At 57.6% G+C, this 15292-nt stretch carries 12 protein-coding genes; 5 read left to right on the top strand and 7 right to left on the bottom strand.

Features of this window, described 5'->3' with window-relative positions:
- Positions 1–5 precede the first annotated feature (5 nt).
- From ACAM_RS04185 to ACAM_RS04170, 4 genes are all read left to right on the top strand, one after another.
- A complete protein-coding gene (locus ACAM_RS04185; RefSeq protein WP_022541568.1) occupies positions 6–890 on the top strand; it encodes a branched-chain amino acid ABC transporter permease in 885 nt (294 codons plus the stop codon).
- Positions 891–906: 16 nt separating this feature from the next.
- The gene (locus ACAM_RS04180) at positions 907–1944 is read left to right on the top strand and encodes a branched-chain amino acid ABC transporter permease (RefSeq protein WP_022541567.1); all 1038 of its coding nucleotides are present in this window, start codon (positions 907–909) and stop codon (positions 1942–1944) included.
- Positions 1945–2037: 93 nt separating this feature from the next.
- A complete protein-coding gene (locus tag ACAM_RS04175) occupies positions 2038–3318 on the top strand; it encodes an ABC transporter substrate-binding protein (protein WP_022541566.1) in 1281 nt (426 codons plus the stop codon).
- Positions 3319–3361: 43 nt separating this feature from the next.
- Positions 3362–4108: an ABC transporter ATP-binding protein gene (locus ACAM_RS04170; RefSeq protein ID WP_369406424.1), complete on the top strand. Its 747-nt coding sequence runs from the start codon at positions 3362–3364 to the stop codon at positions 4106–4108.
- Here the strand turns inward: ACAM_RS04170 and narJ are convergent.
- The 5 genes from narJ to ACAM_RS04145 form a co-directional block, all read right to left on the bottom strand.
- Complete coding sequence (narJ, locus tag ACAM_RS04165; protein ID WP_148706415.1) at positions 4105–4653, bottom strand: nitrate reductase molybdenum cofactor assembly chaperone; 549 nt, start codon at positions 4651–4653, stop codon at positions 4105–4107. The genes ACAM_RS04170 and narJ overlap by 4 nt on opposite strands.
- Complete coding sequence (locus ACAM_RS04160; RefSeq protein ID WP_022541563.1) at positions 4638–5447, bottom strand: hypothetical protein; 810 nt, start codon at positions 5445–5447, stop codon at positions 4638–4640. Before ACAM_RS04160 ends, narJ begins: the two co-directional genes overlap by 16 nt.
- A gap of 153 nt (positions 5448–5600) precedes the next feature.
- Positions 5601–6557, bottom strand: coding sequence for an ethylbenzene dehydrogenase-related protein (locus ACAM_RS04155; protein WP_232502330.1), 957 nt, complete (start codon positions 6555–6557; stop codon positions 5601–5603).
- Between the two features lie 29 nt (positions 6558–6586).
- On the bottom strand, positions 6587–7984 hold the full coding sequence (gene narH, locus ACAM_RS04150; protein WP_062662236.1) for a nitrate reductase subunit beta: 1398 nt from the start codon (positions 7982–7984) through the stop codon (positions 6587–6589).
- A gap of 39 nt (positions 7985–8023) precedes the next feature.
- Entirely contained in the window at positions 8024–11875 is a 3852-nt protein-coding gene (locus tag ACAM_RS04145; protein ID WP_022541560.1) for a nitrate reductase subunit alpha, read from the bottom strand.
- Between the two features lie 354 nt (positions 11876–12229).
- Between ACAM_RS04145 and ACAM_RS04140 the strand changes: the two genes are divergently transcribed.
- Positions 12230–13669: a hypothetical protein gene (locus ACAM_RS04140; protein ID WP_022541559.1), complete on the top strand. Its 1440-nt coding sequence runs from the start codon at positions 12230–12232 to the stop codon at positions 13667–13669.
- Here ACAM_RS04140 and ACAM_RS04135 read toward each other — a convergent pair.
- Positions 13666–14766 carry an arginase family protein gene (locus tag ACAM_RS04135; protein WP_148706414.1) on the bottom strand — a complete coding sequence of 367 codons (1101 nt, stop codon included), beginning with the start codon at positions 14764–14766 and terminating at the stop codon, positions 13666–13668. The genes ACAM_RS04140 and ACAM_RS04135 overlap by 4 nt on opposite strands.
- On the bottom strand, positions 14718–15218 hold the full coding sequence (locus ACAM_RS04130) for a hypothetical protein (protein WP_022541557.1): 501 nt from the start codon (positions 15216–15218) through the stop codon (positions 14718–14720). Before ACAM_RS04130 ends, ACAM_RS04135 begins: the two co-directional genes overlap by 49 nt.
- Positions 15219–15292: the final 74 nt, after the last annotated feature.

Here is a 15292-nt window from a genome sequence, read left to right as displayed (position 1 = left end):
TGAGGGTGCCGGGGCTCCTCGAGCAGTGGGGCAATCTGGTGTTCCAGGGCGTCCTCATGGGCCTCCTATACTCGCTCATAGCCCTGGGGTATAACATTGTATACAGGGTCAACAAATCTATAAACTTCGCCGTACCCGAGGTCGTTCTCCTCGCGGCTTACCTAGCGTGGGTAGCCTCGATAGCAACAGGCAACCTCGCAGCAGCCTTGGCCATAGCCCTCGCCGCCAGCATAGCGGTGAGCATGGCTATGGAGAGGCTTGTGGCGAGGCCTCTTCTAGGCCGGCCGCCCATAGCCCTCATCGGGGCGACCCTAGGCCTATTCTACATGCTCAAGGGTGTCGTGCTTATAGTCGGGAAGGGGGAGGTGGCCGTCCTCCCGTTCTATCCAGAGGTGTATAGGCTAGGGTTTCTAACAGTAGGCACCAACGACGTAGTAGCCTTCCTAGGCTCCATCGCAGTGCTGGCGGGTGTGGTGTTACTGCATAGGAAGACCAGCTTCGGAGCAGCTATGAGGGGTGTGGCGGAGGATGCTGAGGGGGCGGCCGCCTATGGGCTGCCTGTTAGGAGGCTCATGCTAGCTGGCTGGGCCCTGGCAGGCCTCGTAAGCGGCCTTGCCAGCCTCCTCCTCGCCATAAAAACCCAGATATCGCCCGACCTAGAGTTCTTCGCCATCATAGCGCTTGCGGCGAGCTTGATAGCAGGGCTTGACAGCCTGGGAGGCATAGTCGTGGGAGGGGTCTTCCTAGGCCTCGCCGAGCAGGTCGCCAGCAAGATTCTAGACCCCTACCTACCTGGGATAGGGAGGGACATAGCCTTCTTCATACTGCTTCTAGTCCTCCTCGTCAAGCCCTACGGCCTCTTCGGTAGTGAGAGGATAGAGAGGCTCTAGACTGGGGGTGTGGCTGGTGCCCGCTGGCGTGTTTAAGGAGAGTTACGAGGCTGATATGGCCATCTTCAGGTACCCTATACACTGGGCCGCTCTAATACTCGCCGCTGCAGCCGCCGTAGCCGCGCCATTCCTAATTGGAAAATACTATCTCAACCTGCTGGTCGTGATGATGATCTTCTGGATAGCGGCTATAGGCCTAAACATAACCCTTGGCCTCGCCGGCCAGATATCCCTAGCGCACGCAGCCTTGATGGGTATAGGGGCCTATACAGTAGCGAACGCAGCCCTCCACCTAGGGGTCAACTCCGTCGTCATCCTCCCGCTCGCCGGAGTCGCCGCAGCCCTCCTGGGGATAGTACTCAGCCTCCCGAGCTTCAGGCTGAAGGAATACTACCTCGCAATGGCCAGCCTGGCTGCCCAGCTCATACTAGAGTATGTCTATTCCAGGATAGACCCCGACCAGTACACCCCCGTGCCCCCCGAGTCGAAGACACTCCTTGGCATAAGCCTGACAGACCCCACAGCCCTCTATTACTTAATCCTGGCCATAGCAGTTGTCATGGCCCTTGCAGCGGCCAATATAGGCCGCTCCAGCCTTGGCAGGGCCATGAAGGCTGTGAGGGATAATGATGTCGCCGCCGAGGCTATAGGCATAAACGTTCAGCTAGTCAAGGCCACGGCCTTCGCGATAGGCGGCTTCTACGCGGGTGTTGCTGGAGGCCTCTACGCCATATACAGCTCTGGAATAGGCTGGGAGGGGTTCACCCTGGTAAACTCGATCGAGCTTCTGGGTATGGTGTTGATAGGCGGTCCTGGTAGGGTTGTGTGGGGGAGCCTGTTGGGCGTTCTGGTTATGAGGACGGGTTGGACTATGATGGAGAGCACCATCACACCCTTCCTCGTAGGCCTGGGGCTCACCGTCATAGCCTCCTCGGCAAAGTATATTGTACTCGGCTTCCTGATAGTTGCTTTCATCATAGCCGAGCCAGAGGGCCTCATAGCCGTTCTCAGGCGGGTTAAAGAGTACTTCAGGCTATGGCCTTATAGCTATTAGAACTTGACCTTTAGTATACAAATTCTCTTTTATAAAAAATTTAAATCCTCTGATTGAAAACGTCTGTTTAATAGAATATGAGGTGTCCTTAAAGTGGCCCAGAATAGGACCCTCATCTACGCGGCAGCCGCAGTGGTAGTTCTCGTTATCATAGCGGCGGCAGCCTACTTCTTAATGGGAGGGGAAGAGGCTGCTGGCGGTGCGGGTGGAGAGAAAACAATAACCATAAACGTGGGGCTCCTGGTCGACGAGACAGGCCCTACTAGCGACGTGGGCAAAGGCTACGCCCTCGGGGCGGAGCTCGCCTTCAAGTATTTCAACGAGAAGGGGATATACACTAAGGACGGGGTCAGGGTAAACATCAACTATATAAAAAGGGATTACGCCTACAACCCCACAACAGCCGAGGAGTACTACAGGGAGTTTAGGGACAGGTATGGAGTCATAGCTGTGATTGGATGGGGAACCGCCGACACCGAGAAGCTCTCCGACCAGGTGGCAACCGACAAGATAACGTACATCTCCGCAAGCTATTCGGCCAAGCTTCTCGTAAAGCCCTTCAACTTCTACCCCGCCCCAGACTACAGCACACAAGCCTGCTCCGGCCTCGCCTTCCTGGCCAGCGAGTTCGGCCAGGGCAAGCTGGCGCTGGCCTATGACAGCAAGGTGGCGTACTCCAGGAGCCCAATAGGGGCCATTAAAAAGGCGGCTTCCGCTCTCGGGCTCCAGATAGTAGGCGACTACGACCTCCCCCTAAGGGCTACTGAGGCCGATGCCGAGAGGATAGCCAGGGAGATGCTCTCCGCCGACCCGGACTATGTGTGGTGCGGCAACACCATAAGCAGCTGCAGCCTCCTCGGTAGGGCTATGGCTAAGGTGGGGCTTGACGCCCTACTCCTTACAAATGTCTGGGGCTTCGACGAGAGGAGCCCCCAGCTCATAGGCGAGGGTGGCTACGGCAAGGTCTTCGGTATCTCACCCTTCATATACCCCATGTTCGGCCAGGATGTGGAGGGCATAAAGACTATATTTGAGGCCGCAAGGATGAATGGTGTATCCGAGGACCAGATAAACCTCCGGGTAGTGCAGGGCTTCGTAAACGTCTGGCTCCTGATAAAGGCTATCGAGTCCGTGGACTCGCAGGACCTCCAGGAGAGGGGTGGAGAGGCGCTGAAGGAGGCGTTGGAGGCTAACACCTTCAACCTCGGCGGCATTACAGCAGACACTATAGACTACGAGCCAGGGTTCCACCTGGCGTATAGGAAAGTGTTCATAATAAAGCTGGGCGAAAACGGCGAGCTACAGCTAATGGGCAAGTTCGAGGCGCCCAGCGAGGTTGACTGTGCGAGGTATACGATAGAGGAGGGAGGTTAGCCCGGGGTTGGGGCCTCTCCTCAACGTCAACAACGTCGAGATAATGTACCACCCATTCATACTGGTGATAAAGAACCTCAGCCTCTCCGTTGAGAAGGGGAGTATAACCTGTCTAATAGGCCCGAACGGTGCTGGCAAGACAACCCTCCTGAAGGCTGTATCTGGGGTTATCAAGTATGAGAGGGGGAGGGTGACCAGGGGTTCCATCGAGCTTGAGGGAGAGGATATAACCAATAGGGAGCCGGATGAGATCGCGAGGAAGGGAGTCATATACGTCATGGAAGGCAGGAGGATCTTCAAGGAGCTTACCACAGAGGAGAATCTAGCCAGCGTTGCCTACGCAGCTGGGGCTTCCAGAGACGATATTAGGAGCGTGTTGAGCTACTTCCCCAGGCTCAAGGAGAGGCTGAGGGAGAGGGCGGGCAACCTCAGCGGCGGGGAGCAGCAGATGCTAGCGATAGCCATGGCCCTCCTCTACAGGCCTAAGCTCCTGATGCTTGACGAGCCGAGCCTCGGACTAGCGCCCAAGATAACGTCCCAGATATACGCCACAATAAAGATGCTCCACCGGGAGGAGGGCCTCACAATACTTCTGGCGGAGCAGAACGCGAAGAAAGCGCTGGAGATCTCCGACTACGGTTACGTTATTGAGAACGGGAGGATAGTCCTAGAGGGGTCTGCGGAGGAGCTTAGGCTGGACAAGGATGTGGCTGAGTTCTACCTCGGTATGGGCAAGAGGACAAGCTACGCCCAGGTAAAGTGGTATAGGCGGAAGAAGAGGTGGGTCTAGAGGCCCCGCCCCCCCACAATTTCATCCACAACCCTTTTTAAAGCCCTGGCCGGAAGGCTCCACAGGCTCCCGTTCCTCTCGAGGCATGCCGCTAGCTCTCCAACCCACGGCTGTATATATTTCTTCGCGAAGCGGCGGGCAGCCTTAGCATCATCATCGTAAACCAGAGCTAGATACTCAAGCATAGCGGGAAGGTAAGTGGGGATCTCCCTCTCCACGGGCACGTCGAGCTGCTTAGCCTTATAGTGGCTCTTAACCTCGAGCAGGAGCTGCCCCACCATATCCTCCTTGCCCTTCAGCAGGTAGGTGTGGGCGTAGAGACTGCACTTCGGGGGCATCTCGAACACGGCCACATACTCCTCGTCAGCCCTCCCGAGGTTTAGCTTCTCCAGGAACTTGATTATTAGGCTCGCAGCCTCCTCATCCTCCCCGGCGAGTAGAGTCCCAACCACCTCCCTGTTCCTAGCCAGCTCCTCTAGGTCCTCGCCGGGATAGCTGAATATTATGCTTAGAGTCTTCAACGTCAGTCTCATACTGCCTCCCACCTCCTCTTGTTAAGCTCCAGCAGGTATAGGCTAGATACTACAAGAACCTGGCTGGATATCTGCACGCCCGGGCCCGTCATCAACACTCCCAGAAGCCCTGGGCTCCCCGTGAGGCTGTAGAGTATTATGGCTGGTGGGAGGAGCCACGGTGACAGTAGCTTCATAGCAAACACCAGTATCTGCCCGGTTATATAAGTGTTGCCAGCTGCGAGGAGGAGGCTTAGGAGGGTGGCCGCCGAAACTAGGATGAGCGTCTTACCCTTGGGGGTGTGTAGCCTTCTCACGGCGGCTAAGTATGTGAGGGGGAGTACCAGCCATGCTATATTGAGAGCGGTGTCTAGCTCCGGGCTGACTATCATGGAGTTCAGGGCGAGGCCCCCTAGGAAGAGGGCCTCCGCCACCCGCCTAGGATCAACAGCCAAAATGTATGCAGACAGGAGGGGGAGAGTCCAGTAGAGCCTGGCAATCCCCAGGTAGTCGAAGAAGTAGAAGGCGGCGATAACAAGAGGGACGTACCTAAACCTATCCATATACAGCGGGAGTGATAGAAGAGTGGCAAGGGAGGCTAGGACACTGAGGTTAACAGCCGTGACCCCAGAAGCTGTTATCAGGCTGCCGACAACGTCTTGAGCCTCACCATATGGAATGAAAATGATTACCCTGAACAGAACCCTATTGAAGATGAGCTCAGCCAGGTAAACACCCAGCAACACCGGGACCGCGATGCGAAGCCACTCCAGACTCAATACCCGGAGTGCGTCAAGCCACCTCGAAGAGCCCACCAGACTCTCCAACCAAACCACCCTCAATTAAGCAAGCCCCCGTAAATATCCGCCTCCATGTTACAACGGGCTAAGGCTCAACACGGGAAAACCCAACGGCTATACATGCGAGGAGGAGTATAGGCAATGCATACACCCAAAAAACGTTTGGGAAGTAACCCGAGTTTACCTCTTCGGCCTGACTAGGTAGACGTACGCCGCTACACCCACAGTATATACTATCAACCCGGCTATGAAGCCGGCGAGAGCCAGGCCAAGGCCACCCCTAGCCACGGTTTCGGTGACCGTCTCGTACACCGTCTCCGCCGGCTGAGTCTCCGTAACCGTCTCAGTCTCGCCGGGAGCCGCCTTAGGCATGCCAAGCTTCATAACGAACCAGGCGCTGGTGCTCTTCTTACCGCCAACCTCGGCCTTGCCACCCTGCCATACAGCGAAGGCGACTGATGTCTCGCTCCCAGGAACTAGCGTGGGCACGAGCTCGTGTATCGAGCCTGTGGGCCTGTAGAGCAAAACCATCCACTTACCATCTTTATATACGGCGCTCGATCCCCAGACCTGGGCCTCGGGGGGCGCTAGCTCTATGGGGCTTGTGGGGACGCTGTGGAGCCCGAGAGCCTCCCTATGCTCGGGGTCCATGCCGTAGGCGCTCCCAGCTATCAGCGTCTCCGTCTTGCCAGCGCTGCTCCAAAGCACTATGCTCACCGGCTGCTCGGTGGTGCCCATGCAGATGTAGGGTAGGGAGTCTGTCGTGAGTGGGAACTGAACGGCAACCTTGTCCGGATACTGGTCGATACCGCCTGGCTGGGGCACGTCCATAGTGGGGTCGTCCCACTCCAGGTATATCGCCAGTAGGCCCTCGCTGCTTACAGCCGCTGCGACGCGGAGTGTTCTAACGTCTTCGTAGCCTGTCATGGGATAGACTATGTTCTGGGAGACGAGTGACACCTCCGCCTTCTCAATCTGCTGCCAGAACCCGTCCTCGGGGTCGAGGGGTATAGCCCCCTCGACATACACTGCGTTTATAGCTGGAGCCTGGGCTGTGACTACGGCGAACCCCGCCACACCTGCTATGAGGGCCGCTAGGGCCATAAGGGCGAGCAGGGCTAGACTGCGGCGAGCCATAGCAACCAAAGCACCCCACCCCCCTCTGCCTACCTACCGCCCCTGCTGGGGAGCCTGATGCGGAGCTCCTTCTTGGCTGTTGGTATAACGAACCTGTCCCTGCTGACAGCCAGCCACCTGAACATCATGTCCGCGTCCTCCACTGTGAGGCCGCTCTCCTCGAGCACCCAGGCCGCCTCGCTCCTGCTCTTACCCTCAACCTCTATCTGCCTGAAGAACTCTCTTATCGCTAGAAGCCTCTTGAGGGCTTTCCTGACCTCCTCCTCGTTGCCGGCGGCGAACATGTTGGCCAGGTATCTTATTGGTATCCTCAGCTTGTCTATCGTTGGTAGTATACTGTCGTAGTCTGCACTGTACTTGCCGTTCCTGTCTAGCACGGTTACAACAGGGTTTAGCGGGGGGACGTAGAACACCATGGGTAAGGTTCGGAACTCCGGGTGCAGCGGCAGGGCTATCTCCCACTTCTTGAACATATAATACACTGGGCTCTTCCTCGCGGCCTCTATGAAGTTGTCGGGCACGCCGGCCTCCCTTGCCGCCTTCACAACCTGGGGGTCGAAGGGGTCTAGTATTATGTCTCTCTGGAGCGCGACTAGCTGGTCCTCAGGGGCTTTCGCCGCCTCCAGAACCCTCTCCTCGTCGTAGAGCACCACCCCCACGTACCTTATTTTACCGACGCATGTTAGGGCGCAGACAGGCGGTTGGCCCGTTTCAATCCTTGGGAAGCAGAATATGCACTTCTCACTCTTACCGGTCTTCCAGTTGTAGTAGACCTTCTTGTAGGGGCAGGCTTGGACGCACTGCCTGTAGCCTCTACATCGGGTCTGGTCTATCAGAACTATACCGTCCTCCGGCCTCTTGTACACGCTCTTCCTTGGGCAGGCCGCGAGGCAGCTCGGGTTGAGGCAGTGGTTGCATATCCTGGGGAGGTAGAACATGAAGACGTTCTTGAACTCCTTGTATATGGCCTTGTCTATCCCCGCCCAGTTGGGGTCGGCCGGTATCGTGATGTCGCCTCCTGCGAGGTCGTCGTCGAAGTTGGGGCCCCACTGCACATCGATCTTTTCGCCGCTGTACATGCTTATCGGGTCGGCGTGGGGCTGCTGATCCGAGAGCTCCTCGGAGAACAGGTTCTCGTAGTTGTACGTGAAGGGCTCGTAATAGTCGTCCTTGCCGGGAGTCTTGAACCTTCCTGTCTCAAGCCTCAGCCTGAGCTTCCCGTTCTTCAGTACCCAGCCGCCGCCATACTTCTCCTGGTTCTCCCAGGTCTTCGGGTAGCCTACGCCAGGTCTGGTCTCCACGTTGTTCCACCAGGCGTACTCCAGGCCCTCCCTGTTGGTCCAAACGTTCTTGCAGGTTAGGCTGCATGTATGGCAGCCTATACACTTATCCAGCACCATTACCATGGAGAGCTGAGCCCTGACCATCTTCATCCACACCCCCTACTAAGCACCACCCCGTAAAAACTAGGCTCCAGGCTGGGGTGCCTTGGAGCCTAGCTTGTCGTGCAGGTACACTATCACCATGGTGTCCCTGTTAACCCCGGTGGGGCCGTAGTAGTTGAAGAAGTAGCTGAGCTGAGCGTAGCCTCCCACCATCAGGTTAACTTTTAGGTCGGCCCTGGTTACGCTGTTGTGTATACCACCCTTCTTGCCCGTCAGCTTGCTCGGCCTAACATAGATGTGTCTCTCCTGGGCGTGGTACATTATTGCGACGCCCTTAGGTATCCTCGGACTCGTGGCCACCCTTGATACTATCACTCCATTGTCGTTCACTATCTCAACCCAGTCGTTGTCCTCTATCCCCGCCCACCTGGCGTCCTCGTCGTTCAGCCACACAACCTGGCCGCCTCTGAAGAGGGTCAGCATCCTCAAGTTGTCCCAGAACTCGCTGTGTATGTTCCACTTACCGTGGGGCGTTAGATACCTGAGCAGAAGGTACCTCCTACCGCCCTCCTCGACCCTGTAGCCGTTCATCTGGGTTATCCCTAGCTTGGCCGCGGCGTTCCTAAGGTAGCCCAGCATGACAGGGTCCAGCGGCGGCTTGTAGGTCGGCAGCATCTCTCCTAGTGCTAGGAACCAGTCATGGTCTATGTAGAAGTGCTGCCTGCCGGAGAGTGTTCTCCAAGGCACCAGCTTCTCTCTGTTGATGGTGAAGGGCGCGTAGGCCCTGTTGAAGTCCTCTATACCGCTCCACATCGGGCTGGTGTGGGATCTTCTTGGCTGGCCCACCAGGTCGTCGAACCTGTACCACTCCCTACTCTTGGCCAGATCCCTGAGGGGGACACCCGTCTTTGACTCGAGGCTGGCGAAGCTCCTCTCGCCCAGCAGGCCGTTGGCCTCTGGGCTCAAGGCTAGTATAGCCTCGGCAGCATTCTTATCGCTCTCAACACTTGGACACCCGTCGGGGCACTGCTCCCAATACACCACTCCCAGGTCCTGTTTCAGAACCTCGTAGATGTCGCTGGTGTCGTAGGCTACACCCTTGACTCCCGCCTTCCTCGCCTTCGGGCCTAAGCTTATAAACATCTTGTATACGTTCTTGTAGTCTCTCTTGACGACCTTGAGGTCCCACATTGTCCTGCCCGGCACCGGCTCCGTCTCCCCATACTTCCAGTCCTTCTCAACCCCGTATGGCTGGGCTATCTCCATGGGCGTGTCATGCCACAGGGGCCTTGCCACAATGTCCTCAACCTCCTCGGTGAAGTGGCTGGCGGCTATCTCGCTGAACTTCTTGGCCAGCTCCTTGAAAATGTCCCAGTCTGTCTTGCTCTCCCAGAGTGGGTCAACCGCCGGTGTGAACGGGTGTAGGAACGAGTGGAGGTCCGTCATGCTTAGGTCGTACTTCTCATACCATGTGGCGGCTGGTAGGACTATGTCCGCGTATATCGGCGTCGTGGCCATCCTGAAGTCTATGGCGACTAGAAGGTCCAGCTTCCCCTCAGGGGCGGCTCTCCATACAACCTCCTTGATCAGGCTCCTGTCCACCTCCTCGCTCATCGCCTGCGCCATAGGGCTGCCCAGCATGTGCTTGAGGAAGTACTCGTGGCCCTTGCTGCTGCTCCCGAGCAGGTTAGCCCTCCATACGAACATGACCCTAATCCAGTTCTCAGGAGCGTCCGGATCCTCTATCGCCAGCTTGAGCTGGCCGCTCTTCAGAAGGTCCACCACATGCTGCACAGGGTCTTTGCCGATCCTCCTAGCCTCGGCAGCCAGCTCCAGAGTGCTCCTGTTGAACTGGGGGTAGAAGGGTAGCCATCCTAGCCTCGCCGCCTTAATGTTGCAGTCCATCGGGTGGCTACACTTCATCCTCTCCCTCACATCGCCCCAGGGCGCCTCGTAGTATTCGGTGGTTAGCCTATCGTACCTCCACTGGTCCGTGTGGACGTAGTAGAAGCTCGGGCTGTTCTGGTGCCTCGGCGGGCCTATCCAGTCTAGGGCGAACGCTAGCTTCGCCCACCCGGCTATAGTCCTTATCTTCTCCTGGCCTACGTAGTGGGCCCAGCCGCCTCCGTTCCTGCCTTCCGCCCCAGCGAGCTTGACCAGGGTCAGTATAGCCCTGTAGTGGAGGTCGCTGTGGAACCAGTGGTTAACGCCGGGGCCGAGCATAACCATGACCCTGCCCTGGGTCTTAATAGCGGTGTCAGCCCACTCCCTCGCCAGCCTTATTGCCAGCTCCCTGCTAACACCGGTTATGTCCTCCTGCCACGCCGGGGTGTAGGGTTTCTTATCATCGTATCCCGCCGGATAGTCGCCGGGCAGCCCTCTGTCCACGCCCAAGTATGCTGCTAGGAGGTCGAACACTGTGGCCACAAAGGCCTCGCTGCCGTCGGCGAGCTTCACCCTCTTCGCTGGCACGCCCCTCTCCACTATGCCCTTCTCGCCGAAGGAGGCCCCGAACACCGGGAACTTTACCATCACCACCTCATCGCTATCGTCTATGAAGGAGAGCTTCGGGTCCACAGGCCCCCCGGTTACAGGGTCCTCCAGCTTCAGGTTCCACTTGCCGCTGCCGTCCCACCGGTAGCCTATGCTCCCGTTCACAAGCCTCGGCCTGCCGGTGTTTGAGTCGTATATGAGGAGCTTCCACTCCTTGTTAGGCTCTCCACCATAGTCCTCGCTATAGTACTCATCGGGGTGTAGGTCGGAGAGTCTCAGGAACTTGCCCGGCCTGTAGCCGCCTTCATAGGGCTCAAGCACTACCAGGAATGGGAGGTCTGTGAAACTCTTGACATAGTCTATAAAGAAGTCCACCTGCCTCTCGACATAGTACTCCCTGAGGATCACATGCGCCATGGCGAGGGCGAAAGCCCCGTCTGTACCCTCCTTGATGGGGACCCAGACGTCTGCGAACCTCGTATGCTCGCTGAAGTCCGGGCTCACCACCACGATCTTAGTGCCCTTGTACCTAACCTCCGTGAAGAACTGGGCGTCGGGAGTCCTGGTCATAGGTATGTTGGTGCCGAAGTTTATTATGTATGCTGCGTTGAACCAGTCTGCACTCTCCGGCACATCAGTCTGCTCCCCCCAGACCTGGGGGCTCGCTGGAGGGAGGTCGGCGTACCAGTCGTAGAAGCTGCCCATAGAGCCTCCGATTAGTTCTATGAACCTGGCTCCGCTAGCATAGCTCACAGGGCTCATAGCGGGTATTGGGGTGAAGCCGAATATCCTGTCGGGGCCGTACTTCTTTATGGTGTACACCAGGGCCGAGGCTATGATCTCCAGCACGGTATCCCAGTCAGCCCTAACCCAGCCTCCAAGGCCCCTAGCCCTCACATACCTACTCCTCTTCTCAGGGTCTTCAACTATGCTTGCCCAGGCCTCCACAGGGTCGCTGTAGCTGCTCCTAGCCTCCCTCCACAGCTCGAGGAGAGGCTTCCTAACGTATGGGTACTTCACCCTCAGAGGGCTATAGAGATACCAGGAGAAGCTTGCACCCCGGGGGCAGCCTCTCGGCTCGTAGTTGGGATAGCTCGGACCTATATCCGGGTAATCACCCGCCTGAAGCTCGTAAGCCACTATACCGTCTTTAACGTAAACCATCCAGCTACAGCTCCCGGTGCAGTTGACGCCGTGAGTGCTCCTCGCCACCTTATCGTAGGCCCACATGTCCCTGTAGAACTTCTCCCACCCCCTGAGGTCCTCGGGATAGCCGAGCCTGGGGGTCTCGATCGTTGTGAGATACCTACTGTTGGATAGGGCGGAGGCGAGCGGTCCGAGGCTTGAAAGGAGGCCCGCGGCCGCTAGAGCCTTCAGAAAGCCTCGCCTACTCAGTTTTACACGAGAGCCGCTATTGCCCTCCCCCTTCTGCTGTGACAAAAGAATCTCACCCTCCAGGCAATAAGGCCACATTACATTTACATAATTATTGTAGAATATGAAAGAAGCCTGGAAACCTAGACTGGCGGGGAGCCTGATACATAGGCTGGAATTATAAATAATTAAATAGTAAACAATGTTAAACAGCTCTGTTAAACGCATTTTCAGTTCAAGCACTCCAGCTCGTTACCGAGAAGAGCAATATCGAACGGTGGATTACCCCAATTTTTTCTACCCGAGGCTTAATACTGGGAATTGTTCAAAAATTAAAAAAATTAAAGCGCTAGGTAGACCAGCCTGAGGCGTTAAAGCCATAATATCTTGTATAGACACTTTCCAGTAAGGGGGTTTGAAGTGGGAGCTGGCAGTAGGGTGTCTACTGTATACTCGACCTCGATAGCGTACCTAGCCTTAGCAGTTCTACTAGCATCAGCACTTGCCCCCGCTGCTGTTGCGGTCGCTGGCGACGAAGACAAGGCCTTGAACCTCTACTCCTGGAAGCTTCCCGAGTTGAGTCTAACTAGCTTTAGCGGAGAAAGCGTCTTCTGGAGCACGGGATACAGGACTGTGATAGGGGCGGGAGGGGAGGCTAGCTGGGGTGAGTGGCTCCGCGTTGAGGAGCTCACCATAGATATAGGATATAATGGTGACGATCTGGACGCGTATCTCCAGGCTAGCGGCGAGATCACCGTAGAGGAATGCAGCGTCGAGAACCTCGAGCAGAACCTTAGTGCGAGCCTAACACTTTCCCAGGGAGTCGTAGAAGCCTCTGTAGAGGCAGGTGCCTCGTGGAGCGGGGTCGAATGCAAAGACAATGGAGAGCTGGCTGGAGAGGGCCGGCTGGAAAAGTCTTTCGAGATAACGCTGGAGACGGGGGATGAAGGAGGGTTTACAGGGAGCTTCCAGGCCACAGTATCAGGCAGTGCCCAGGCGCTGCTAGGCCCGGAGCATGAGGGGGATGTCAACATAGAGTTCAGCGGGTCCATAGAATACAGCCCCCCCGAGGAGGCGGGAGGACAGGGTCTCCTAGTGGTAGAGGGCTCTGCCGTCGTGGAGGCTGGTGACGAGGAGGCCGCCGATGATGTTATAGAGCATATTGTAGACGTGCTTGAGCGCCTGGACGAGATAGAGGGTGTTGAAGTAGACGTGCGGATACAAGACTCGGCACAGCCAACCATAGAATTCTCGATAGAAGCCAGGGCCGGGCAACGGCTCGCAATGGCGGCGGCCGCCCTAGCATCCGCCAGTGATGGAGAGGGGAGCCTCACAGCATCCCTAACAGTCTCCAACGGCGAATTCACGCTGGAAGCCGAGGCTGGGGCCAGCGGCGGCCTGGCCTCCCTAGCAGGCCTTCTAGCCGGCGTCAATAGCCTCCGGATTATAGCAGAGGTTTCACAGGGCGCCTTCACCCTGGAGGCGGAGGTGGAGGGTTACACAGACTACCCTGTAATGGCGTTCGAGGCCCATAGGAAGCTCTACCTGGTAGCCGCGGCCTCCGGGCCGGAGGAGTATAGTGTAGTGCTTTCCACCCAGGGAGACAACGCCTTATATATTGACGGGGCTGTGACGGATAGGCTCGAGGTCACAGGGGACAACATCGACAGCCTCAAGAGGGTGGTGCTACTCGTAGGCTACACCCAGCAACAGTCCTCAACTATCCAGCAGGCCGCAGAGACGCCTGGAGGGGGAGGGGGGTTGCTAAACGAGAACAAGCTCACAGCCCTGGCGGGGGTCGCTGGACTTGCTGTGGTTGCTCTGGCGGGCTACATTCTCATCCTGAGGAACAGGGTCTAACCCGCCTCCACAACCTCCTTATTCAGCTCCAGAAACTCTCTCCACACCTCCACCGAGCTTTCCGTAGCCTCCTCCCCCGCAGGGTTCCCTAGTCCCAGGAGGCCGGCTACGAAGGCTGGGAGCCCCTGCTCCAACCCTCTTCCAAAGCCCGTCTCGAGCACCGCCGCGACTGGATAGCCTGAGGCAAGCCTGCCTAGGGAGTAGTAGGTGTTAGCCGTTAGCTTGGTGAGCGTGAGGGGGCTGTCGCCTGTGTAGCCGTCGAACCCCATGCTGGCCACTAGGGCGTCTGGCGCCGAGTCTCTTATCATGGGCTCCAGCCCCTCCAGGAGGGCTAGCATTATGTCGTCTCCAGAACCCTCTGGCAGCACTATATTAAGGGCGGCTCCGTCCCCCGTGACTCCCGGCTCCCCCGTCCACGGGAAGCTCTTCCTCCAGTCCTGGTGTATATCGAGGTGGAAGATTCTCTCGCCCATAGGCAGCGCCTGGAGTATCTCCTGGGTGCCGTTTCCGTGGTTGGCGTCGAAGTCCACTATAAGAACCTTGAGCCCCCTCTTCGCCAGCCTATATGCTATCGCCGCCGCAGCATTCACCAGACTCCCCCCAAGGCTCGGCGCGCCGAGTCCAGGGCCTGCAACGCCAGCGTGATGGCCCGGCGGCCTCCCGAGCACCAGGGCCTTGCCTCCCTCTACAACATGCTCGGACGCCTCTTCAACAGCGGATGCAAGGGCTTCGAGAGCTGCCTGGGTTCCCGGGCTTATGTAAGTGTCGCTATCGATGAAGTAGGAGTCGAGGGAGGCTTCAAGCTCCGAGAGGAGGCCCCGAATGTACAGCGGGTCGTGGACCTCCTCGAAAACCCTGAGGCTCCCGAAGCCGGGCTCAACCTTCTCAAGCCTACCTAGCAACCCGCTCCTCTTTATGGCGGCCACCGCCCTGTCCAGCCGCCTAGGCTCCTCTAGGTGCCCGCTCCCGCGCGGGGGAATGTGCATCTTGAAGACTGCAGTATAGTACAGCCTCGGGTCATCAGACAGGGCGGAGCACCCCCTGGGGGCTAGAGGTAGAATGTGTCGGATTTCCTCTCCTCCCCTCCCCTCCCGCACTCAGTAAGAACAGCCGCCCACTCCTCCCCTCCGCCGGTGAAGACGGCTATAACCGCGTCCTCACTATGCTCCCCTCTCTCTAGTGTGATAGTATAGAACCTGGCCTGAGCTCTCCAGTCGCGGAGGCTTGAGAGGACATGGGCTATAGCCTCCGCCGGCACCCTCACGCCGCCCACCCTGGCTTGGTCTGCACCCAGCTCTTCGAGACGGGACTCCCTAGCCTCTGTGAGAAGCCTGGACACGTAGGTGGAGCCGACCACGACTAGTATACAATCGCCAACCATCACCGCAGGCACGGCTCCCTCACTGGTCTCGACAAGCTGGAGGGCTATAGGGTAGTGGTGGCATATGAGGTGGCCGGTCTCCGGGTCTACCGCACCGTGGAGCCTCACAACTGCCTCCCAGACGGGGTCCGGCAGGTACTCGGGCTTCCCAACTATCCTGGCCGGCAACTTGGAGCGAACACCCCGTGGAACCCAGGATCAGGGTTTGTTGGAGGGGCGAATATATCCGGAGGGAGGGCTGG

It is taken from the genome of Aeropyrum camini SY1 = JCM 12091 (assembly GCF_000591035.1).
Classification (GTDB): domain Archaea; phylum Thermoproteota; class Thermoprotei_A; order Sulfolobales; family Acidilobaceae; genus Aeropyrum; species Aeropyrum camini.
Note: the sequence above shows the minus strand (reverse complement) of the source record. Positions and strands in the feature narration are given on the sequence as shown.

Bases quoted from the DNA above. Each gene is read 5' to 3' on its own strand.
- ACAM_RS04170 (WP_369406424.1), top strand. From the start codon at position 3,362: ATGTACCACCCATTCATACTGGTGATAAAGAACCTCAGCCTCTCCGTT.
- ACAM_RS04155 (WP_232502330.1), bottom strand. From the start codon at position 6,557: ATGGCTCGCCGCAGTCTAGCCCTGCTCGCCCTTATGGCCCTAGCGGCC.
- narH (WP_062662236.1), bottom strand. From the start codon at position 7,984: ATGGTCAGGGCTCAGCTCTCCATGGTAATGGTGCTGGATAAGTGTATA.